General features: G+C 36.6%; 21 protein-coding genes. 10 read left to right on the top strand and 11 right to left on the bottom strand.

Going from position 1 to position 21,703, the window contains the following annotated elements; genetic code table 11:
* Positions 1-234: 234 nt before the first annotated feature.
* A complete protein-coding gene (locus HL290_RS10385; protein ID WP_003654555.1) occupies positions 235-1,008 on the top strand; it encodes an IclR family transcriptional regulator in 774 nt (257 codons plus the stop codon).
* A 194-nt stretch (positions 1,009-1,202) separates the two neighbouring features.
* Here the strand turns inward: HL290_RS10385 and HL290_RS10380 are convergent, their stop codons facing one another.
* The 6 genes from HL290_RS10380 to HL290_RS10355 all read right to left on the bottom strand — a co-directional run bounded on the left by HL290_RS10380 (position 1,203) and on the right by HL290_RS10355 (position 6,874).
* Positions 1,203-1,814, bottom strand: coding sequence for an alpha-ketoglutarate-dependent dioxygenase AlkB family protein (locus tag HL290_RS10380; protein ID WP_198496434.1), 612 nt, complete (start codon positions 1,812-1,814; stop codon positions 1,203-1,205).
* Positions 1,811-2,665, bottom strand: coding sequence for a methylated-DNA--[protein]-cysteine S-methyltransferase (locus tag HL290_RS10375; protein WP_198496433.1), 855 nt, complete (start codon positions 2,663-2,665; stop codon positions 1,811-1,813). The genes HL290_RS10380 and HL290_RS10375 overlap by 4 nt, the downstream gene beginning before the upstream one ends.
* Positions 2,666-2,791: 126 nt before the next feature.
* A complete protein-coding gene (pgsA, locus tag HL290_RS10370; RefSeq protein ID WP_004640822.1) occupies positions 2,792-3,379 on the bottom strand; it encodes a CDP-diacylglycerol--glycerol-3-phosphate 3-phosphatidyltransferase in 588 nt (195 codons plus the stop codon).
* Between the two features lie 118 nt (positions 3,380-3,497).
* Positions 3,498-4,292 (bottom strand): thioesterase family protein, encoded by a 795-nt coding sequence (locus HL290_RS10365; protein ID WP_003654548.1) that lies wholly within the window; start codon positions 4,290-4,292, stop codon positions 3,498-3,500.
* Between the two features lie 118 nt (positions 4,293-4,410).
* Entirely contained in the window at positions 4,411-6,210 is a 1,800-nt protein-coding gene (uvrC, locus tag HL290_RS10360) for an excinuclease ABC subunit UvrC (RefSeq protein WP_004640818.1), read from the bottom strand.
* Positions 6,211-6,343: 133 nt separating this feature from the next.
* Entirely contained in the window at positions 6,344-6,874 is a 531-nt protein-coding gene (locus HL290_RS10355) for a CHAP domain-containing protein (protein ID WP_198496562.1), read from the bottom strand.
* 139 nt (positions 6,875-7,013) lie between these two features.
* Between HL290_RS10355 and HL290_RS10350 the strand changes: the two genes are divergently transcribed.
* The gene (locus HL290_RS10350; protein WP_198496432.1) at positions 7,014-7,388 is read left to right on the top strand and encodes a transposase; all 375 of its coding nucleotides are present in this window, start codon (positions 7,014-7,016) and stop codon (positions 7,386-7,388) included.
* Positions 7,389-7,421: 33 nt separating this feature from the next.
* Entirely contained in the window at positions 7,422-7,658 is a 237-nt protein-coding gene (locus tag HL290_RS10345; RefSeq protein WP_198496431.1) for a hypothetical protein, read from the top strand.
* 74 nt (positions 7,659-7,732) lie between these two features.
* On the opposite strand, the gene lpxO is transcribed toward HL290_RS10345, so the two are convergent.
* Positions 7,733-8,647 carry a lipid A hydroxylase LpxO gene (gene lpxO / locus HL290_RS10340; RefSeq protein ID WP_198496430.1) on the bottom strand — a complete coding sequence of 305 codons (915 nt, stop codon included), beginning with the start codon at positions 8,645-8,647 and terminating at the stop codon, positions 7,733-7,735.
* Between the two features lie 305 nt (positions 8,648-8,952).
* On the opposite strand from lpxO, the gene HL290_RS10335 reads away from it, so the two are divergent.
* From HL290_RS10335 to fadA, 3 genes are all read left to right on the top strand, one after another.
* Positions 8,953-9,069, top strand: coding sequence for a hypothetical protein (locus HL290_RS10335; RefSeq protein ID WP_198496429.1), 117 nt, complete (start codon positions 8,953-8,955; stop codon positions 9,067-9,069).
* A 150-nt stretch (positions 9,070-9,219) separates the two neighbouring features.
* Positions 9,220-11,373, top strand: coding sequence for a fatty acid oxidation complex subunit alpha FadB (gene fadB, locus HL290_RS10330; protein ID WP_017388496.1), 2,154 nt, complete (start codon positions 9,220-9,222; stop codon positions 11,371-11,373).
* Positions 11,374-11,385: 12 nt separating this feature from the next.
* Positions 11,386-12,558, top strand: coding sequence for an acetyl-CoA C-acyltransferase FadA (gene fadA / locus HL290_RS10325; RefSeq protein WP_004640802.1), 1,173 nt, complete (start codon positions 11,386-11,388; stop codon positions 12,556-12,558).
* A 44-nt stretch (positions 12,559-12,602) separates the two neighbouring features.
* On the opposite strand, the gene HL290_RS10320 is transcribed toward fadA, so the two are convergent.
* The 3 genes from HL290_RS10320 to HL290_RS10310 all read right to left on the bottom strand — a co-directional run bounded on the left by HL290_RS10320 (position 12,603) and on the right by HL290_RS10310 (position 17,022).
* Positions 12,603-15,524: a histidine kinase gene (locus HL290_RS10320; RefSeq protein ID WP_198496428.1), complete on the bottom strand. Its 2,922-nt coding sequence runs from the start codon at positions 15,522-15,524 to the stop codon at positions 12,603-12,605.
* A 111-nt stretch (positions 15,525-15,635) separates the two neighbouring features.
* Entirely contained in the window at positions 15,636-16,127 is a 492-nt protein-coding gene (locus tag HL290_RS10315) for a hypothetical protein (RefSeq protein WP_198496427.1), read from the bottom strand.
* 247 nt (positions 16,128-16,374) lie between these two features.
* The gene (locus HL290_RS10310) at positions 16,375-17,022 is read right to left on the bottom strand and encodes an RBBP9/YdeN family alpha/beta hydrolase (RefSeq protein ID WP_198496426.1); all 648 of its coding nucleotides are present in this window, start codon (positions 17,020-17,022) and stop codon (positions 16,375-16,377) included.
* A 71-nt stretch (positions 17,023-17,093) separates the two neighbouring features.
* Between HL290_RS10310 and HL290_RS10305 the strand changes: the two genes are divergently transcribed.
* Positions 17,094-17,459 carry a MerR family transcriptional regulator gene (locus HL290_RS10305; RefSeq protein WP_133975705.1) on the top strand — a complete coding sequence of 122 codons (366 nt, stop codon included), beginning with the start codon at positions 17,094-17,096 and terminating at the stop codon, positions 17,457-17,459.
* Between the two features lie 21 nt (positions 17,460-17,480).
* Here HL290_RS10305 and HL290_RS10300 read toward each other — a convergent pair whose 3' ends face one another.
* Positions 17,481-18,239, bottom strand: coding sequence for a hypothetical protein (locus HL290_RS10300; RefSeq protein WP_045436774.1), 759 nt, complete (start codon positions 18,237-18,239; stop codon positions 17,481-17,483).
* Between the two features lie 178 nt (positions 18,240-18,417).
* Between HL290_RS10300 and HL290_RS10295 the strand changes: the two genes are divergently transcribed.
* From HL290_RS10295 to HL290_RS10285, 3 genes are all read left to right on the top strand, one after another.
* On the top strand, positions 18,418-19,119 hold the full coding sequence (locus tag HL290_RS10295) for a DsbA family oxidoreductase (protein WP_198496425.1): 702 nt from the start codon (positions 18,418-18,420) through the stop codon (positions 19,117-19,119).
* A gap of 360 nt (positions 19,120-19,479) precedes the next feature.
* Entirely contained in the window at positions 19,480-20,622 is a 1,143-nt protein-coding gene (locus tag HL290_RS10290; RefSeq protein WP_198496424.1) for a hypothetical protein, read from the top strand.
* A gap of 125 nt (positions 20,623-20,747) precedes the next feature.
* Positions 20,748-21,650 (top strand): selenocysteine synthase, encoded by a 903-nt coding sequence (locus tag HL290_RS10285; protein WP_198496423.1) that lies wholly within the window; start codon positions 20,748-20,750, stop codon positions 21,648-21,650.
* The last annotated feature ends 53 nt before the right edge of the window (positions 21,651-21,703 follow it).

Below are 21,703 nucleotides of genomic sequence, written 5' to 3'. Positions count from 1 at the left end.
TTTGTTTGGCAATTTTTTCAAAATAAAGCGATTTAGTCAACTAAAATATCTCTATTTGATAATTTGATATATTTTTTGATAATCATATATGATGTATAAGCCAAGAGAAGTTTTCTCTTTGTCAGAGTAAAATACTCAAATCAGGCATTTATTTTAGAATTGAGACAAATTTTCTTTTTTTCTGTTATAAGAACTCAAACATGACTCTTTGTTAAAGGATACGAACAAGACGCTATGGCAATTTCAAGTTTTGGCAAAATTTTAACCGTATTGGACCTATTTTCAGTTTCGCGTCCAATAATTAATGTCGATATTATTTGCGAAGAACTTGGCTTGTCTAAACCAACCAGTTACCGTTATCTGAAAGAACTGGTGTCTACCGATCTATTAAAACGCATTAATGGAACGTCTGGCGATTATACCTTAGGCTCAAAAATTGCAGTTCTTGACTATATTTCCCGAACCACTGATCCGTTAGTTCAAATCAGCACACCATTTATGCGAAACATTGTGGAGCGTACCGAACTGTGCTGCTTGCTCACCTATTTAAATGATGACTATTGCATTGACATTCATCATGAAATATTCAAAGACACCGAATTACTCTCATATGGCCGAGGCTGCCCAAGACCTATTTATGTTGGGTCATCTCCAAAAACGATGGTTTCGCATTTAAGTAAACAACGGATGCAAGACTACTATCATCGTTACCAGCAAGAATTAAAACAATCAGGTTTTGCTGAAGATGAACCAAGCTTTATTCAGCGTATGCGTAAAATTAAAAAACAAGGGTTCTATTTCTCACAAGGTGAGATTGACCCCAATGTTTCTGGCCTTGCCGTTCCAGTTCGTTTTTCGAACAAAGAGGTACCTTTAGCTTTAACTTTAGTTGCTTCTAAAAATCGTTTTGATTTTTTAAATGTTGAAAAGCTCACCGAAATTTTGCAAGAAAATGCAGCACTTATTGAACAACGTTTTATGGAGTTATCTGAAAAAGGTGAAATTTAAAACCCGACTTTATGATAATTTAACCTTTTCTTACATTTTAATGCATTGAATAGATCACAATATTCTCATATTATGATTTTAGCTCTTATTGATGATTCTTTTCATCAGCAGCTCATCAATAGAAGCATCCCCCTCAGAGGAATAAGCTCATGTTGCCATCATGGGCTTTTTTCTTGCCCAATTTTTAATGAAAGTCATGAAAACTGAAACTGCCTGAAAGTAAGATTAATACGCGGCTGTAAAATCTTTGTTGAGCGATTTAAACGATGTTGCCAATGTTGTTGCGTTTCACCACGCATCACGATGAGTTGGCCTGGTTGTAGCCACAATTCAACTTTCTCTTTACTTTGAATGTGTCTAAAAGAAAATTTACGGGTAGCTCCAAAACTTAAGGATGCAATCGTTGTGGTCTTTGCTAAAGAAACATCCGAATCACTATGCCAAGCCATCCCTTGTGTTCCATCTTCATAAAGGTTTGCTAAGCAGGAGTTAAATTTTTCTGAAAGTCGTTGTTCTACCAATTGTTTGAGTTTGGCAAGCGCTCGATCCCAAGGCAAAGAATCACGAATGACACCCGAATATTTATATTGATAATAATTATCTCCATACCATGCCACTTTTCGAGGGGTGATAAAGTGCTTACCATACAACTTAGCCTCGTCATGTTTCCACGCGAGATGTTGGTAAAGATAGTGAAAATATTGTTCAGCTTCTTCTGGGCTTAAAATACAACCATATTCCTGAACTTCACCATCGTAGGGCAATAAATTTTCACAAGGCTCTGGAGCAAATAAATCCAAGGTCATACGGTCTCTCCATGTTGCTTTGACATCTCCCAGGCTAACAATGCCAATTTACGCCCCTTTTGCCAATGATATTCTCCAACCATGCCTGTTGCACGTATCACCCGATGACAAGGAATTAAATATGCAATCGGGTTTTGTCCAATTGCTGTAGCAACAGCTCTGACAGCCTTAGGCTTTCCAATCTGTTCGGCAATATCTTGATAGGTCCGCAATTGCCCTTCTGGAATGGTCAGTAACGCTTCCCAGACTTGCAATTGAAATGGAGTTCCAGCCAAATTAAGCGGAAGTTTCCGCTGTAAGTGTTCTGAGAAATCTTGATCAAACCACTGTGCAATTTGTTGATGCCAAATCGGCGCCTGATTTTTTAATTGGGCTTTAGGGAACTGCTGTTTAATTATTTCTTCGATATTCTCACGAGTATCGATAAAGCGAACAGAACATATCCCTTTATCACTACTTACAACCAGCAACTCACCAAATGGGCTTGCCTCAATCGAATAATTAAGTGTAACCCCTTCACCTTGCTGTTTATATTCACCAGGCGTCATGCCTTCAAGTTGAATAAACAAATCATGTAAACGGCCAGTACCAGACAAACCCGTGTTTAAAGCAGTGTCTAATAAGCTGCGTTGCTGCATCAAATAGTATTTAGCCTGTTGCAAACTCATATATTGGACAAATTTTTTCGGGCTAATACCCACCCATTCTTGAAACTGACGTTGAATATAACCTGAACTTAAATTCATATGACTCGCAACATCATCCAGACTGGGTTGCTGGTCCAGATGTTCATATAAATATTCAATTACAGTGGCAATTACAGCAAATTGCCGAGAAGAAAGCATTTGCATGTGTCACCTCCTTAGCACTTATATCTTACATTAAAGTAGCTAAAGCTCGGTGACGACCCGATTCTTGCACTATCCGAAAATAAAAAAGCCTTTCATTATAGAAAGGCTTAATCATTCAATCTTAAATTAAGGTTGCTTTAAATAAGGCCAAGCGGCTCTTAGGTAAATAAACATTGACCATAAAGTAAGAATCACAGCGGTATATAACAAGGCATATGCCAGCATTTCTAAAGGCTGCCAATTAAGTAAAAACACACTGATGGCAATCATCTGAAAAGCTGTTTTATATTTACCTACTGTCGATACAGCCACACTCGTTCTTGCGCCAAGTTCTGCCATCCACTCACGCAAAGCAGAAACTGTAATCTCTCTTGAAATAATGACAATTGCAGCAAAAGCCATTGATATGGTGGGATTCCACTGCACCAAAACAATCAGTGCTGCTGCCACCATAAGCTTATCTGCAACTGGATCTAAAAAACGGCCAAATGCTGAAGTCTGGTTTAAAGTTCGTGCCAAATAGCCATCAAACCAATCGGTAATAGCAGCAAACACAAAAATTGCAGTCAAGATAATATGACGACTCATACTTCCTTCTTGCTCACCAATACCCATTGCAGGCGGCCAATACGCAATCACCAAAAATACAGGAATAAGCGCGATACGCGCCAAAGTTAGGATATTTGGGATATTCAGGATTCGCCCTGTGGTCATAAACACCGCCAATTTAGTCTTCAAGCATCTTGTAACAGACAAAAATACTTTCTTCAATATTGTATCTATCTGTAACAGCCACTTTATACGAAATATATGAATCGAGGAAGTAGACTGCTTAGGTAAATACCGTAACAGTTTGCCGTAAAATTGCAATTAAATGATCATTTTGATCCCATAAATGCGCATATTCTGTGGAATAACCTTCACCAGCATATTCAGTTACCACTTTATATTTAAACCAGTCACATAGTTGATGCTGGATTGGATGCACATAGGTGATGTGCCAAGTTAAAGAACTTGCAGGAGCAACTTGTTTAAACATCGGTAATACACCAGGTGGCCAAATATCCATCAGAACAATTAAATCTGGCAAAGTCATTTGACGATTTTCATGCTTCTCTGGGGAGAACCTTGACCATCCTCCAAAGTCAGCATACTGACTTCCTGTAACAGGATGATGACCTTCTGCCCAGCATACATCAAAATGTTGATAGCATTCTGGCATTTGTCTAGCAAAAGGAAGAGGTTTTAAGTCTTCTGGTGGTGCATAAACTGGAACCATAGGTTCTTGGCGTACTTCAATATTCGAAGTACGAGGCACACCAAAGCTTGCAACCAAAATGGTTTGTACCGCGCCATCTTGCCATAAACGGGTTTCAAGCGTAGTGACCGACTTTCCTTCCCTTAAAATTTCAATAGTCAATTGGGCAGGTCCCTGCTGTACAGGGCCAACAAAAGTAATACTACAACTTAATAATCTTTTATTTGGGTCGTGAATATTTGAACATGCTTTTTGCATCAATAACCCTGCAACAAAACCACCAAAAACCGTGCGGCCTTGTAACCATCCTTCAGGTATTTCAATCCATTCCTTTTCTTTTATTTCTTCAAATATTCGCAGCAATGACATTCCTTTCCCTAAAACGAAAGTGTTGTTAGGAAATATCTTTCATCATTTTGATTGGAATGTGAATGGTCAATCATTTAGTAATTGGCGAATTATTTTGTCACTCACATTATTCGCATGATTATTCGTGCAGAATTTTATAAATTGTTCTGGCCATCATCTCACCAAAACCAGGCACAAGTGTGAGCTCTTTTTCCGAAGCTTTCAAAACACCTTGGATCCCACCAAAATGAGTCAATAAATCTCGACGGCGTTTCGGCCCCAACCCAGGAATTGCCTCTAAAACTGATGTACTACGACGTTTATCACGTTTAGCTCGGTGTTTAGTAATTGCAAAGCGATGGGCTTCATCACGCACCTGTTGAATCAAGTGCAATGCTTTATTGTCTTCTGGTAATTGAATTTTAGTGCCATCAGTAAAATGTAGGGTTTCAAGTCCTGGTTTACGCCCTTCACCTTTCGATACCCCCACCATAAAAGCATCGAGCCCAAGCTCTTGCATGACGTCCATCGCCATGTGAAGTTGACCTTTACCGCCATCAATCAACAACAGATCAGGCAATATGGCTTTTTTATAACGTCGTGTTAAAGCTTGGCGCATAGCAGCATAATCATCGCCACCAGTAATATCTTGAATGGCAAATTGGCGGTAATCACGCTTACGAGCACCACCTTGGTCAAACACCACACATGATGCAATTGGAGCTTCACCCATGGTGTGACTAATATCAAAGCATTCAATACGATCGACTGGTCTTCCAATCACTTGTTCTAACTGATGAAAACGTTCATTGAGTTCTAAATGATTACTCAACTGCCCCTTAATGGCATGTTGAACGTTCATTTCAGCAAGCTCTAGCCACTCCGCACGAGTTTCTCGCACACTACTCTTAATTTGGACCTTCTTACCAAACTGCTGTGCTAATGCCTCTTCTAACTCCTTACGATCAGGTAATGCAATATTCACAATAAGTTCATTTGGAACTTCATCTGCAACCTGAAAGTAAAAGTTAGCCATAAAGTCACTGAGCATTTGGCCAAGATCATCGCCAAGCATGTCAGGGAAATAACTTTTACCGCCTAACATTCGCCCATTTCGTACATACATAATTTGTACGCATGTCACGCCAGCCTGATATGCAATTGCCAGAATATCCGCTTCACCCTTAACCTTAAAAACAGCCTGTTGTGCTTGTACTTCACGAAGCAAAGACAATCGGTCGCGGTAAAAAACAGCTTTTTCAAATTCGAGTTCAGCCGCAGCTTGCTCCATTTTGGCAATCAGCTCTTGATTTAACTCTTTGGTGTCGCCTTGCAAAAAGCGAATACTGTTATTAACGTCTTCTTTATAATCTTCGGGTGAAATCAAACCTACACAAGGTGCAGAGCAACGCTTGATCTGATATTGCAAACATGGACGCTTGCGCTGTGAGAAGTAGCTATTTTCACACTGACGCACATTAAAAAGTTTTTGCAAAACAAGTAAGGTATCGCGAGCGCTATAGGCGCTTGGATAAGGTCCAAAGAACTTACCAATTTGATGCTTCCCTTTGCCACGACCGCTCGCAAGTCGAGGATAGGGCTTATCTGACGAAACAAAAATATAGACATATGACTTATCGTCCCGCAGCATGATGTTATAAGGCGGACGATGTTGTTTAATTAGGTTTTGTTCTAAAAGTAATGCTTCGGTTTCTGAACGAGTCACCAAAGTTTCAATATTATAAATTCGTGCAACCAAAGCCTGAGTTTTAGGATGCTCAATCGTTTTAACAAAATAACTCGATACCCGATTTTTTAGGTTTTTTGCTTTGCCGACATATAACAATTCGCCCTCTTTCCCTAGCATTTTATAAACGCCTGGAAGTTGGGTCATGTGGGCTAAAATTTTTTCAATGTGGGGACGAGCGTTTTGATTCACTATTGGCAGACATGGCTTAATACTGAATAGCTAATGTGATGTTTTAACCACTACTTTTCAAGTGCTTTACTGTGCCAGAAGCCAAATTTGAAAAGAGATTTTGATAGGCCCCGACAGACTATGTCGTACTATTTTAAGAATCGAGACGATAGTAGCTATATTTCACGTCTTTCTCTTTATAGACCGCATAGGTTTTTTGGCGAAAATCCGAGAACCAGCCATTGCCTGTATAACCTGCAATATGACCATATGTGTGCCCACTTGTCCGCTCAATAATATAGATATCACCTTCTTGAGGACGGTTAAAAGCAGGTTTAATTTTCTTATAGCCATTCTTCTCAAGCGTATGCCCCCAATCAGAGGCAGCTACTGGGTGCTTAGACACATCTGCTCCTGCCGCTTGTAAAGCAATACGAATATTTTTGGCACATTTTTCTTTGCTATGGTTGGCAGATATACTTTCAAGCTTACTTGAGAACTTGTGCAAATTAATATTTTGATCTTCAGATGGCTGTCTTTTAGCATCAGATTTTTTATGTTTTTCAGACGTCGGAGCTGCTTGTCTTAACATCACTTTCATTTTTAAATCATCTTGAGAGCTTTCTTCTTTTCTCTCTTCGATATGATGAACATGTGCATGAACTGCGTGATGAGCATGAGCCATTTTAAAACCTACTTGCGCTAACCAGTCTTCGAAAAAACCGCGCCATTGTAGAATCAAAATTGCTCTTTGGTTTTTAATAGTTGTAACAAATTGCCAGCACTGTGAAATGAGTCACAAAATTTAATAAAGGTTAGTTTCTATGAATACTAAAGAATTTGTCAAAGAACTTATAAATACTGTTTCAGATGAATATATCGATACTTATCAACAAATTTATTCATCCACCTTAATCGATAGTAAAATTAAAAAAGATCCCTACTGGTTTGATGCTCTCACTTTTTATCAATCTTTATCTCCAAAAGATAAAGAAACCTTATTTAAAATCATTAAACAGACGACTATTGATACTACAAGTATAATTCTAGGTATTATTGATGGTCCTGTGACTTTAAATCAGATCCCTGGTGACTTTACGCTGACATATACAGAAAATGAGAAGACAGTAATTTTAAATGGAGATCTACAAGATGAATTCCTTACCAAAATAAAAGATAAAGACAAATCACAACAATAATATATATGGAATTATAATTAGGAAAATAAAATTATGAGATTAAAACAAAAGTTTATTTATAGAAACTCGAAAAATGAGAAAATCAAATTAGTACTTGAACCTTGGGCAGAAGAATATAATATTGAATCAAATTCTGAAGTGGAGATCATTGTTGAAGGCGATATAGAAAAAGGATATTTAATGATTGAGTCAGAGATAGATCGTGTTGTCATCTATGGTTGGCAAGGGAGTCTTATACAAGTTTTCAAAGATGGGGAACTTATTTACTAAAGATTTAACCTATATTTTATTAATAACAGGCTATTTTTAGCTTAAAATAAAAAACGCCCTTTCGGGCGCTTTAATTAAAATACATATGGTCGAACAAAAATCAGGAAGAAAATCCCAAGCATCAAGAACCATTTTAAGAAGTAATACAACTTACGATTTTTAGCTTTTAAAGCTTTAGCTTTAATACGAATTTGGTAAACATAACCAAAAGCTTTATTTAAACCGCCTGTTTGGTCACCTGTTTCATTCGGTGAGCTTGCCGCGGTCATCACACTACGACCGAACCAATGGTTGAAACGTTCCATCCATTTCACTTTCATTGGACGTTCAACATCTGCAAAGAAAATGATACGGTTTTGATCTGTCTTATTTTCAGCATAGTGAATATAAGTTTCATCAAACACTACACTTTGGCCATCACGCCAAGAGTATCTTTCACCATCGACATCAATAAAACAACGGTCATCATTTGGTGTAATTAAACCCAAGTGATAACGCAATGAACCTGCATATGGGTCACGGTGTCTTACCAAACGGCTATCAGGTGCAAGCTCAGTAAACATTGCGGCTTTAATCGTTGGCAATGTTTTAAGAAGAGCTGTGGTTTTTGGACAAAGCTCAGCAGCAGACGGATGACTTGATTCGTACCATTTTAAATAAAAACGTTTCCAGCCTGTTTTAAAGAACGAGTTAAAACCTAAATCGTTATAAGTACTCGATGCTTTAATCCCACCTTGATCATATAAAGCTTTCGCTTCGTCACGAATCATTTCCCAATTGTCGTCCAACACTTTTAAATCTTTAAAATGCTGAGTGTCGATATAAGGCTGATTCGGCACCTTTGAAAAGATGTACATTAAAAAGTTAATCGGTGCGAGCAAGGTTGAATGATCAAAAAATTGACGATAAAACGAGTGACGCACTTTGCCGCGATGTTGGATATACAATGCTGATATCACAAAAATCGCTAATATGATCCACTTAATCATATTGCTACTCTTTTAAAAGATTGGGGCAACTTCACCTTATATTTAAGGCAATAGAAACCGGAGGTTTATTTAATTGGCGCAAATTTTAACAAAATTGACTTATAAAAAGCCAATGTAAAAAAATTAAGTCAAATGATAGAGATCATACTTTAAATAAAAAAAATAAATATACGTTATTTTTCCATAACTTTAAGAGAGTTAAAATTCATGAATGTTCCTAATATTATTTACAGACTAACCTACTAACAATTGACATTTTTGACAAAAAGTTAAGCTTTAAAACTTAATCGTTTTTATATAAAAATTTGATAATTCCAATGCTTTATAAAGAAAAAATTAAATTAAAACAAATGACTTTGGTTTACAGCTATCTTTATGATTTCTTTTATGCATTTACTAGAGATGAATTAAATAAAAAATAAGATGACCCTTGCGTCACGGCTTGATACAACTTGTCAGGTTTTTTTTAGATATAGTTATCGTAAGATTAGCGAAGCATAAATGTGTACCTAAGCTGTGCACACGCTTCATAACATCAATTTAGAAGTCCTCCAAAACCAAGGAGATCAGGCATGATCCACGCTGGCAATGCCATTACCGTCCAAATGCTTTCGGACGGAATTGCAGAATTCCGCTTTGACTTACAAGGTGAGTCGGTCAATAAATTTAACCGTGCAACAATTGAAGATTTCCAAGCTGCTATTGCTGCGGTAAAAGCAAATAATGATATTAAAGGCTTAGTTGTTACCTCTGGCAAATCAACATTTATTGTTGGGGCAGACATTACCGAGTTTGGTGAAAATTTCGCTCAAGGTGAAAAAGCGATTGTTGACTGGCTTATGCCTGTTCATGAAATCTTCAATAGCTTTGAAGATTTAGACATTCCAAAAGTTGTTGCTATTAACGGTATGGCGTTAGGTGGCGGTTTTGAAATGTGTTTAGTGTGTGACTATCGAGTGATGTCAGAAGCTGCACAAGTGGGCTTACCAGAAATTAAACTTGGTATTTACCCAGGTTTTGGCGGTAGCGTACGTTTAAGCCGTGTTATCGGTATCGACAACGCTGTTGAATGGATGGCGATGGCTGCTCCGAAAAAACCGGCTGCTGCATTAAAAGATGGTGCTGTAGATGCGGTTGTAGCTGCTGATAAATTACTTGATGCTGCAACTGATTTAGTTAAGCAAGCAATTTCTGGTCGTTTAAACTGGAAAGCAAAACGTCAAGAAAAACTTGATGCTGTGAAATTGAACCCACTTGAACAAATGATGGCGTTCAACACAGCAAAAGGTGCAGTACTTGCTAAAGCGAATCCGGCTCAATACCCTGCTCCAAAATTATTACTTGATTCATTACAAGCAGGTGCAAGCCTTGCACGTGACGAAGCCTTAAAAGCTGAAGCTGAAGGTTTTGCTAAAGCAGCAATTACTCCACAAGCTGGTGCATTGATTGGTTTATTCCTCAATGACCAAGTTGTTAAGAAAACTGCTAAGAAACATGAAAAAGGTGCTCACCCTGTAAACCAAGCAGCTGTACTGGGTGCTGGTATCATGGGTGGTGGTATTGCTTACCAAGCGGCAAGCAAAGGCACACCAATCATCATGAAAGATATTGGTAACCCACAACTTGCACTAGGTATGTCAGAAGCGAACAGCTTGTTAACTAAACAAGTTGAACGTAAGAAAATGAAACCTGCGCAAATGGGTGAAACGCTTGCACGTATCCGTCCTACTTTAAGCTACGATGAGTTTAAAGAAGTCGACATCGTGATCGAAGCAGTTACAGAAAATCCAAAAGTTAAAGAAATCGTTCTTGCAGACACTGAAAAGCATGTTCGTGAAAATACGATTATTGCGTCTAACACCTCTACAATTTCAATTACACGTTTAGCGAAAGCTTTACAACGTCCTGAAAACTTCGTAGGTATGCACTTCTTCAACCCGGTTCACATGATGCCATTGGTAGAAGTGATTCGTGGTGAAAAGACTTCTGAAGAAGCAATTGCAACAACTGTTGTTCTCGCTCAAAAAATGGGTAAAACACCAATCGTTGTAAACGACTGCCCAGGGTTCTTGGTTAACCGTGTATTGTTCCCTTACTTTGGTGCGTTTGACCTTCTTGTAAAAGACGGCGCAGACTTCCAGCAAGTTGACAATGTAATGTCTAAGTTTGGTTGGCCAATGGGTCCTGCTTACCTCATCGACGTTGTAGGTATCGACACAGGTGTACATGGTGCAGAAGTGATGGCTGAAGGTTTCCCAGACCGTATGAAGCCAGACTACAAAGGTTCAATCCAAGCAATGTACGAAGCTAAACGTCTTGGTCAAAAGAATGACGTTGGTTTCTACAAATACGAACTCGACAAGAAAGGCAAGAAAGCAAAAACTGTTGATCCAACAGCGTATGAAATCATTGCTCCTTTCGTCACTGGTGAAAAACGCGAGTTTGATAACCAAGAAATCATTGACCGCATGATGCTTGCTTTCTGTAACGAAACAGTTCGTTGCTTAGAAGACAACATCGTTGCAACTGCAGCAGAAGCTGATATGGCAATGATTATGGGTGTAGGTTTCCCTCCATTCCGTGGTGGTCCATGTCGTTATATCGACCAAACAGGTGTTGCTGAATACGTTGCGCTTTGCAACAAATATGCACACTTAGGTAAGGCTTATGAAGCGCCACAAATGTTGCGTGACATGGCTGCTAACAACAAAAAATTCTACGGTTAAGGAGCAACGTGAATGGCTACTTTAAATCCACGTGACGTTGTCATCGTTGATGGCGTACGTTCTGCAATGGGTAAAACCAAAAACGGTATGTTCCGCAATGTACGTGCTGACAGCTTATCTGCTGAATTAGTTCGTGCACTCGTTGCTCGTAACCAGTTTGATACCAATGAAGTTGAAGACTTGATCTGGGGCTGTGTAAACCAGACTCTAGAGCAAGGTATGAACATTGGACGTAACATCGGCTTATTGGCTGACCTACCAAAAACTGTGGCAGGTCAAACGGTAAACCGTCTTTGTGGTTCATCTATGCAAGCGCTTCATACGGCTGCTGCACAGATCGCAACCAACCAAGGTGATATCTTCATTATTGGTGGTGTAGAGCACATGGGCCACGTAGGTATGATGCACGGCATCGACCTAAACCCAGAAGCATCTAAACACTACGCAAAAGCATCTAACATGATGGGCTTAACAGCTGAAATGTTAGGTCGTATGAATGGCATTAGCCGTGAAGAGCAAGACGCATTTGGTGTTGAATCTCATCGCCGTGCTTGGGCTGCAACACAAGAAGGTCGTTTTAAAAACGAAATCGTTGGTGTTGAAGGTCACGATGCAAATGGCTTTAAAATCCTTTGTGACATCGATGAAGTGATTCGTCCAGATGCAAACCTTGAATCGTTCAAAGCATTACGTCCTGTATTCGATCCGAAAGGCGGTACGGTAACTGCGGCTACATCTTCAGCGTTGTCTGACGGTGCTTCTGCAATGTTGCTTATGTCTGCAGAGCGCGCACAAGCGTTAGGTTTAAAACCACGCGCTGTAATTCGCTCTATGGCAGTTGCAGGTTGTGACGCTGCAATTATGGGTTACGGTCCAGTTCCGGCAACTCAAAAAGCGCTTAAACGTGCTGGTTTAACGATGGCTGATATTCAAACTATCGAGTTAAACGAAGCATTTGCTGCTCAAGGCTTATCAGTAATGAAAGGCTTAGGTGTTTATGACAAGCAAGACATCATTAACTTAAATGGTGGTGCGATTGCTTTGGGTCACCCACTAGGCTGTTCTGGTGCACGTATCACCACTACGTTGTTGAACGTAATGGAACAACAAGATACTCAAATTGGTCTTGCAACGATGTGTATCGGCCTTGGTCAGGGTATTGCAACGATTATCGAACGTGTTTAATTAACACCAAGATGAAAAAATCCCCGCTCAATGCGGGGATTTTTTTATCTATTATAAAAACTTCTTAACTTTAAATCATCAATAATAGCATCTAATTTATCTAGAAAACTTCTATATAATTCCAGATATTCATTTTCTGTATATTCCTTAAAACTCAAACTTCTTTCCTCCCAAACAAATTTAGATAACACTACAATATCAGTCAATTTTATTTTATTCTTCTCAATCTGATAAGGACTAATTACATAGCTAAAATAATCATCACAAGAAAATAATGGCTCATATCCTTTAATAAAATCGCTATCACTTACAACAAAAACCCCACAATTAAAAATTGAATAATTCACGTCAATTTTCTTGTTTAAAAAATCAATATTAGACAATAAATTTTGATTTATATTATTCATATCAAAATCATAATCATGTAACAAAATCTCTTGCCACACCAGACTAAAACCATCAACTTCAACTAATGGCTCTTCACCATTTTTTGACAGGAAAAATCCCGTTATAAATATTTCATCATCATTATCAAATGATATAAGACTATATATTTTATAATTTTTAAAAATTGAAAAATCTAATGAAAAAAGTTTTCTAAAAATATTCCCTCCACGATTATAAACCACATATACATTTTGACCAACCAAGTCCTCATCTAAATCAAAAAAATACTTAATATCTTCATCAAATATATAAAAATGATCATTATCAAACAACTTTGCCAACTTTAATCTTCTATTTAAATTTTTAAATTCAAACTTATAATCTAACCATAGCTCATCTAAATCTGCATTTATTTTCTTTCTAACTTCCTTACTTAACATATTTTTTATCATAGAAATCGATGGGCTCTTATTATTATCAAGGTAAATTTTTAAGAGTTCCAATAAATCATCTTTTATTTTTAAGTTGAATTTTTCTTTCCACACATCTCTATTTATATTTAAACAATCTTTTGCTGAAATATTATAATAATCAAGAACTCCTCCCAATCCATAAGTTTCAAATTCATGTAAGTTCCGTGCAATAGCCTGTTGTCCTTTATAACAAATATCTAAAGAGCTTTTAGTTTCATTAAAATAAAATTTATAACCTATGCCTTTTTCCTTATCCCATAACATGTCTTTATTTGAAAAGAGAGAATTATTTAAAACTTCGTTATTAATACTATCTAAAAACGATTTTCTCCAAGCATAATCAACAAAATCTTTATTAAAAATAAAATTATTTTTTTCTAGCTTTAAAGCACGATTCTTATGATTGAAAAATTTCTCACTTTTAATACTAATATTAATCGTAGTTCCAACTTCTCTATCTAAATTATTTCTTTTAGAAATAAAACAGTATCCTTTTTTCGCACTTAAAGGAGAGTTTATTACAATCTCTAACGTTTCGTTAGAGAAATAACTTTTAGATATTATTTCAATTTTTTTATATTCATCATCAAGTCCATCCATGAGTAAAAATGCACTATGCAATCCTATTCCAAACTCACCAGATGGTTTCATCCACAATGGCATTTTATCTAAAATTTTCTTCTTTTCTATATTCTTACTTGACCCAGCTATTTTCTGCATATACTTTAAATCATTTATATTTATTCCAATTCCATGATCAATAATTTTTAATATCCAATAACTAATACCATTATCTTCATTCACTTTTTCCAAATCAATTTCAATTGGAAAATCTTTTAGTATTTCCTTAAAATCATCATGAAATGGGTTAATTTTTTCCCAATTCAGTTTATTTTTACTAATCCATATTCTTAATAGCGTTGCATCCACAGCATTTTGAAAAAGTTCTCTAATTATACTTATTTCATTTGAATATAAATTAGCACCTTGTATTAATTCTATTACCTTTTCCTCATCCACACTAAATTTCATAGGCTTATTATCTAGTAATACCTTTTCTATTTTTACTCCCTCTTTATTTTTTATTTCCATTCTTACATCTAATTGTTCAATAGTTGGTAATGCACCAAATTTTTCATTAGGTACAATTAAATTCCATTGTGACATTTGATTTTGAAACTCTTCACGTATCCAACCAAACCAATTCTGAGTTTCTACATATGCCATCTCGTTTGGGCACTCTGCAACAAGTTTTACAGTTCTTTTATCAAGTTGGAACTCTCGTAAAGATAAATGTTTATCTTCATGTACTTTGCTTAAGCTTGGTTGATGACTCATATGCTTAGCCATCACTGGGCAAAAACGATTATCGTCTAAGTCAAATAAATCACCTAAACGAAGCAAACAACCTATAAATCGTGGATGACAATCTTCAATCCCTAAACCAGTTTGTTTGAAGGGTAGCTTTTCCAGCACATCAACAAAATTCATACCATGTGACATACAAATTTGACCTAAATAGCGATAAATACGTTTAGGTAATAATTCTGTTCTTGGAGAAGTAATATTTAGAAATTTAAATGGATCCTCAACTAACCCACCTATTCGTCTATCATGATTTCTTCGAAACCATTCAGCAATCAATTGTCTATATTTTTCAACACCATCAAAAGGATGTTCTTCTGAACCTATTGCACCGGTCCAGTCAGCCTGTAAATAAGTTAAGCAAAATTTATGTAAATCATGCCCCTTATCTAAGGCAATGGTTTTAATCATAAATTTAAAATCTTCATTATCATGTACGTCTTTTGCTGATTTAGCATCTACTAGCATCCCAACATCGTGCCAATATGCTGCTTCAAGAATAAGCCAAGTATCTGTAGCGGTTAATAAATCAATATCATTTCCTAAAATACGTTCAATATTGACTAAAATCTGCTGTGAATGTGAGGCATTATGATTACTGAAGTGCGGATAAAACCCACCAATATTTTCTAAAGCTTTACCTACAAGTTTTTGATCAAATTCCCACTGAGAAAGTAAAATTTTTACGTTGTCATCAGCTTCACATTTCTTTTTTAAATGTGCGATTAATTGAGTGCTCATATCTTTATTTTTAAAAAGTATAGTTATACTGATAATACCGCATCTTTTATTTTTCGATCAAAATAACAGATTCTTTTTAAATAAAAATCCCCGCTCAATGCGGGGATTTTTTTAACGACCAGCTAATCCATTTTCGATTTTCTTCTGTAAATCTATAATGTCATTAATATTGACTTTCATCGTACCCTCACGATAAGCATCGACATTACTTCGGTAAATTTTCAGAGGCTCTAACATCTTAAAAATACCATTGGTTGGATCAGAAGACTGAATTCCACCCGCTACCGCTAAAATGTATTGTTGTAAAAATGGAGAAAGTTGAGACAAATCAGGCTGTGCCATAACTGGCTGATAATCTACCGTAGTCATGCCTTCAGGGACTAAAGCATTCTGTATATCGTAATGAGTTTTATACTCACGATGTTGCAGAGCCTGACGCACTTTTTTATCTTCTTGAAACGGTACAAACCCCACTTCTTCACGTAGCTCAGATTCAGCCATAACGCGAATTGTTGGTAAAGTAGCGACCTCTTCAGCTTGAACAGTCGGCAACCCCATAAAAGCAAATGCAGCGATCAAAGCTGATTGTTTTAGAAAGTTCATAACTTGCTCCAAAAATCAGTCACCCTATTCAAATTAAAAGATGATGATTAAATTAAAAGTATCTATAAATAGGCTACAACAAAGTCGAATTTGATTCAGTAAGGCTCAGATAAACGGTAAATATAATTAAAAATTTTAATGTAATAGTAAGGTTCTTTTATTTATTAGAAGAGTCCAATTATATAAATGCACTCTATAACTGAGACAAAAGTGTTCAGATTATAGAGTGCGATTTATCTTATAAATTTTATTTGCTCTCTAACATCTCTTTTAAAGAATTCACGACTTGTGGAAACGTCGTATAACCTTCCCTTCCTAAAAAATGCCCGCCATTAGGTACTGTAATGTACGGCGCATCAATTTCTTTAGCGAATTGAATCGTAAGTTTAGGCGGAACCAAATCATCATTATCAGACAAATACACAAGCTTTTTCTTTATGCGATGAAAGTAACTCGTATCGACTTTGCTTTTTGTTATATAAGCATCGAGTGGAGAAAAATCTGAAATAGGTCCAGAAAATCCGGATACTAAAATCATTCCTCCAATATTTTGGTAATCATGTCTTTGCAGAAAGTGCAGTAACGTAATTACCCCTAAACTGTGTGCAACAAAATAGGTATTTTCATTTACAATAGGAATATGTTGGTCTAAAACCTTCTGCCACGCATCTACATCTGGATGTTCAGAATCTGGAAATGGAATTAAAGTAACGGTTGTATGTTCATCTTCTATTTGATGTTTTAGATCTAAAAACCAGTGATCGTCGATAGAAGCAGAATAACCATGAAGTACAAATATTTGACGCATGTTGTTCTCCCGAAGTTCAATTATTTTGGCATTTGCAACAAATGACATGAAGCCGAATAACACCAATAAAATGAGTTTTCTAATCATGGAACAAGTACCATTTTGAAAGATATAAACATGCTAAACTATGACACCACTGTTAAGGTCAACCCTATTTTATGAACCTTGCCAAAGTTGCCGAACTCACAAAAGTAAGCCCTCGTATGCTGCGTTATTATGAGAGTTTAGGGCTTATACAGCCTCATCGGGCGAGTAATAACTATCGAAGTTATACGCAAAAAGATATTGAAAATATTAAGAAAATTAAAATATTAAATGATGCGGGAATGAATCTAAAAGACATTCAGGCTTTGTTACCTTGTTTTGATTTAGATGAACGCGTATTTACGCTATGTTCAGTAGTTCAAGAAAAGCTGCAAACTGAGCTCATGCACGTGTCCCAGCAGTTAATCAAACTACAAACTTCTCAAAGTTTATTACAATCTTTTTTAAGTAAAGGGAAAGCTGAGAGCACCAATCCATAAATTTTGATGCTCACGTTCAATTTATTCTTTTAAATCTCCCTCTAATGCAGCTACGTTCCTTTTCTTAATTTTTTCAACTTTTGCATTCAGCTTTAAAACATCTTGGTAAAGCTGGTTAAATTTTTTGACTTGGGCATTTTCATGAAAAAGAATCATTTGGTCTTTCTTTTGCCATGGATAGTTTTTTAGAAGTTTAAACATTTCTTCTGCTTTATCTAAAATTTGCAGTTCAATCATAAAAATTGCGTGATCTTGATCAGCCTTTTGTTGAGACCCCAATTTCATTTCCAGCAGTTGTCTCATCTCTGCATCCACAGATAATTCCTGAACTTTTGCTAAGAAAGTTTTATGAATTTTTTCATATTGAGTTTGATATTTATCTGAAGCCGTACGAACATCGGCTAACATTTTTTCTGTTTCCACATACTTCTGTTTTTTATCAATATCTAAACGATCAACATTTAAAAAAGTATCCCACTTGGCTGCTTTTAATTCTCTTAAATATTCATTACGTGCATTTATATTTTGAATCCAATAACTTAAGAGAAATTCTGAAATTTGCTTATAGTGACCTGCTAAACGTTTATCGTGAATATCCAGTTGGATGGGTTTAGACCAGTCTTGTGCTTGGTCATAAAGCTGGTTCATTTTTTCAGTCATGACCACATCAAACATTTGGCTACTGTCTTTGGCCTGTTGCTGTTTGATATGTTGATAGGTGAAAAAAATAATACTCGTGATAACAACCAGACTTGCAATTGCAATCAAAACTCGGCGCATACACACCTCCTATTTCCCTTCTTATAGTTTTGCTCTTTATAGTTATGAAATAGAGCTTATATCTTCTTTATATGCCATTTATTTCACAATACGCAACACTCTATTCGCTATTCAAAGCTTTAAATCCTTGGACATCATCCCTATTATGATGGGTAATTAAAATTTATGAGATTCTCCCATGCGTGTTGATGTCTGGTCTGATGTAGTTTGTCCTTTCTGTTATATCGGCAAAAAACGCCTTGAACATGTAGCTGCTGAAGCAGGTATTGAGCTTGAAATTCACTGGCATAGTTTTGAATTAGATCCTGATGCGCCAGCAAAACATGACACATCAAATACAGAACGTTTGGCTAAAAAATACGGCCGTACCTATGAAGAGATGGAAGAAATGGAGCGCAATATTGCGGCCATGGCTGCCTCTGAAGGTATTGATTTCCAATGGCAAAAGGCTAACTCTGGCAATAGTTTCAATGCACACCGTATTATTCACCTTGCGCAAAGCAAAGGCTTAGGCAACCAAGCAAAAGAAGCTTTTTTCCATGCTTATATGACCGAAGGCCTGGCAATTGGCGAACGTGAGGTTGTTGAAGAAATCGCTTCTCGTATTGGCCTTGATAATGCCGAAGTTGAATTTGTATTAGATACAAATGAACTATCTGACTTTGTTCGTCATGATGAAAAAATTGCGAAAGAACAGCTAAATATTACTGGCGTGCCATTTTTTGTATTTGACCAAAGAATTGCGCTCGCAGGTGCTCAACCACGTGAAGTCTTTTTAAACGTTTTAGAGCAAGCACAGCTCAAAGCAAATGCTGAAGAAGTTGAACAGGATGATGCGGCTGTTTGTAATGATGAATCATGTGATATTCCACAGAAATAAATCAGCACAATTAAAAGTGTGATTAAATCGTATGTTTTATCACCATTTTAGCAATAGAGCGTTCTAAAAAAAGAACTATCCAATTGTTTAAAATCAGTTTATCATTGCCGCTTAGAATATTCGCGCTGTAATGTTCTGTTTTTTATGTGTTTAATGATCGGAATTTGAAGTTTCCTTGATCTATCATCCCCCTTAACTGGGGGATTTTTTTTATGTAAAAATAATCGCTACTAGCTTAAACTTTTTAATTTATTTCAAATATGTAAGAAAAGTTAAATTTACTTAACTTTTGTGTCGCCCTCTTGATTTTATTAGAAAAATCAACAAAAGTGGAAACAACAACAAAACATAAAGATAGATATGAAAACATTTCATGTAATGCCGTACCGGCAGATTTTTGCACTTTTAACGCTTGGATTCGGTTCAGTATGCATTACTCATGCAGAGACCATCTCTTCTTCCTCAAACCAGCAGGTAGGAGGTTCGTCATCTGGAGTCCAAACCGAAGTCACAACAGATGAAAATCTTCTAGATCAGATTCCGCGCTGGGTAGATGCGACCCCCACCATTTTTCCAGAGCAGTCTAATCAACCTATTGTTCCACCTACCGAACAAACAGAAGATCAGACATGGGTTGACCGTAAACAAAAGAACATTCGTAATTGGGCCGATCGTACTTCTGAAAAAATTGACAACTGGTTTGGTGAAGTTGATCCAAAGAAACCGGCGACAGCAACTATTCGCGTAATGGTCGATAACTATTGGAATGAATACGATAACTTTGAAATTAAGCCCAGAATTCGCGGTAGGATTAAGCTACCTACTCTAGAAAAACGTCTAAGCGTCGTGTTTGGTGATGACTCTTTAGATAACGAATTTAATAACAGTCCAGCCAATATTAACCAGAACCCAAATCAAGGTTCAAATAAGAAACTAGACGGTAAGCAAACTCGAGATGACAACAGTTCTATTGCTTTACGTTGGTCAGATTTCTCGAAAAAATTGCCTTTTGAAACAGATGCTGACTTAGGTATTCGTTCTGGAGACGATATTTATGTTCGTTTAAAAGCATCAAGAAATTGGCAACTCCGTAATGATTTTAAATTTTATGCAGAGCAAATTTATCGTTATGGCATAGACAGCGAAAACTACTTACGTACTAATCTTGAACTTACACATGCTAGACCAAATCAACCGATTTTATCGAATCAGTTCAGCCTGACCTACGCCGATGATCAAGATGATGATCTAGCTTGGGAAAACCGTACTTTCCGCGAGCATAATTTCTTTGCAAATAACCGTTTTAACTATGGTATTTATACCAGTGGTTATTACAACGACAATGACTTGCGTTTAAATAGTTGGGGACCATTTGTTTCATGGCGCCAACCTGTTTTACGTGAATGGTTCTTTGTTCAAGGAGATGTAAATTACTTTAATGATCACCGTGAAGATCGCAACCATTTCGTCAGCACCTTCTTGCGCTTAGAAGCTCTTTTTTAAGCTGCCAAACATCACCTTGGAATCCATCCAAGGTGATGAATAATAAAATACTTTTAAATAAAATTTTAAGCTTAGCCTTTTAAAGTACTGTTCTAATTTTTATTTTTGATTCCTTCTCTTAAAAAATGAATCAATTCTCCCCTTTTTCATTTCACTACAGATCAACTGTCTTAGTTTGTATATATAGTCTGGGCGTCTTGGCTTTACTTCCACATACTCAATTTTTTTACAGTTCTATAAAGCACCAACGTTCAAGACGACATTCCTACTCGTCGAACCAACTCAGCAAAGTAAAAAGACTATCTCTGCCATTTGCACTCTCTCCTTGTGAAATAGAGACAAATAATGCTTTACCCGATGGAGCCTTAATTCAAGAACTTATGGCTGTATTCGGAAATGATACGTTATGGAAGCGTGCAACCCAGCCTGAACACCCTTATAAAGCCTTAGGTAAGAAAAAGAAGAAAGCATCATCAAATCAAATTGAACCAACTAATCCACTCACTGCAAGCTGGACCACCATTTCAACCTGGATGCCTTTTGAAAATAATCTTGATTTAGGTTCAAACTCAGAAAGTGATGTCTATGTACAATTTTTGGCCAAAAAAAAATGGAATTTAAGGCATAACATTAGTTTGGATACAGAACAGATATTTCGTTACGGTTCGACCAGCCGGCACTACACTGAAACCACCTTAAACCTAACGCAGAAAATGCAAGATAACACATTATTTTCTAATAAATTTAATGTAAACAAGGGCGAAAATGAAGATTACAACTGGGGAAATTGGACTTTTCAACAATTTGAATTTGTAAAAGATAATAGTCTGACTTACGGTGTTTATAGTGGTGGCGTATATACCAAAAATGATATGCGTTTAAATAGCTGGGGACCTTATATTTCGTGGCGCCAGCCTGTGTGGCGAAATTGGCTTTTTATGCAAAATGACCTTAACTTTTTTAACCATATTGATGATGATCCAAAACATCAACTCAGCGTTCAAATGAACCTAGAAGCTAATTTTTAGCCAAAAATTATCAAATTGTGGATAACTCTTTCTTTATCCACAAAAAAGCCCCT

It is taken from the genome of Acinetobacter sp. AC1-2 (assembly GCF_016124155.1).
GTDB lineage: Bacteria > Pseudomonadota > Gammaproteobacteria > Pseudomonadales > Moraxellaceae > Acinetobacter > Acinetobacter calcoaceticus.
Note: the sequence above shows the minus strand (reverse complement) of the source record. Positions and strands in the feature narration are given on the sequence as shown.

What these genes read in the sequence shown, in the direction of transcription:
- HL290_RS10385 (WP_003654555.1), top strand. Translation starts at nt 235, where the DNA reads ATGGCAATTTCAAGTTTTGGCAAAATTTTAACCGTATTGGACCTATTT.
- HL290_RS10380 (WP_198496434.1), bottom strand. Translation starts at nt 1,814, where the DNA reads ATGACCTTGGATTTATTTGCTCCAGAGCCTTGTGAAAATTTATTGCCC.
- HL290_RS10375 (WP_198496433.1), bottom strand. Translation starts at nt 2,665, where the DNA reads ATGCAAATGCTTTCTTCTCGGCAATTTGCTGTAATTGCCACTGTAATT.
- pgsA (WP_004640822.1), bottom strand. Translation starts at nt 3,379, where the DNA reads ATGACCACAGGGCGAATCCTGAATATCCCAAATATCCTAACTTTGGCG.
- HL290_RS10365 (WP_003654548.1), bottom strand. Translation starts at nt 4,292, where the DNA reads ATGTCATTGCTGCGAATATTTGAAGAAATAAAAGAAAAGGAATGGATT.
- HL290_RS10355 (WP_198496562.1), bottom strand. Translation starts at nt 6,874, where the DNA reads ATGGCTCATGCTCATCACGCAGTTCATGCACATGTTCATCATATCGAA.
- HL290_RS10350 (WP_198496432.1), top strand. Translation starts at nt 7,014, where the DNA reads ATGAATACTAAAGAATTTGTCAAAGAACTTATAAATACTGTTTCAGAT.
- HL290_RS10345 (WP_198496431.1), top strand. Translation starts at nt 7,422, where the DNA reads ATGAGATTAAAACAAAAGTTTATTTATAGAAACTCGAAAAATGAGAAA.
- lpxO (WP_198496430.1), bottom strand. Translation starts at nt 8,647, where the DNA reads ATGATTAAGTGGATCATATTAGCGATTTTTGTGATATCAGCATTGTAT.
- fadB (WP_017388496.1), top strand. Translation starts at nt 9,220, where the DNA reads ATGATCCACGCTGGCAATGCCATTACCGTCCAAATGCTTTCGGACGGA.
- fadA (WP_004640802.1), top strand. Translation starts at nt 11,386, where the DNA reads ATGGCTACTTTAAATCCACGTGACGTTGTCATCGTTGATGGCGTACGT.
- HL290_RS10320 (WP_198496428.1), bottom strand. Translation starts at nt 15,524, where the DNA reads ATGAGCACTCAATTAATCGCACATTTAAAAAAGAAATGTGAAGCTGAT.
- HL290_RS10315 (WP_198496427.1), bottom strand. Translation starts at nt 16,127, where the DNA reads ATGAACTTTCTAAAACAATCAGCTTTGATCGCTGCATTTGCTTTTATG.
- HL290_RS10310 (WP_198496426.1), bottom strand. Translation starts at nt 17,022, where the DNA reads ATGATTAGAAAACTCATTTTATTGGTGTTATTCGGCTTCATGTCATTT.
- HL290_RS10305 (WP_133975705.1), top strand. Translation starts at nt 17,094, where the DNA reads ATGAACCTTGCCAAAGTTGCCGAACTCACAAAAGTAAGCCCTCGTATG.
- HL290_RS10300 (WP_045436774.1), bottom strand. Translation starts at nt 18,239, where the DNA reads ATGCGCCGAGTTTTGATTGCAATTGCAAGTCTGGTTGTTATCACGAGT.
- HL290_RS10295 (WP_198496425.1), top strand. Translation starts at nt 18,418, where the DNA reads ATGCGTGTTGATGTCTGGTCTGATGTAGTTTGTCCTTTCTGTTATATC.
- HL290_RS10290 (WP_198496424.1), top strand. Translation starts at nt 19,480, where the DNA reads ATGAAAACATTTCATGTAATGCCGTACCGGCAGATTTTTGCACTTTTA.
- HL290_RS10285 (WP_198496423.1), top strand. Translation starts at nt 20,748, where the DNA reads ATGAATCAATTCTCCCCTTTTTCATTTCACTACAGATCAACTGTCTTA.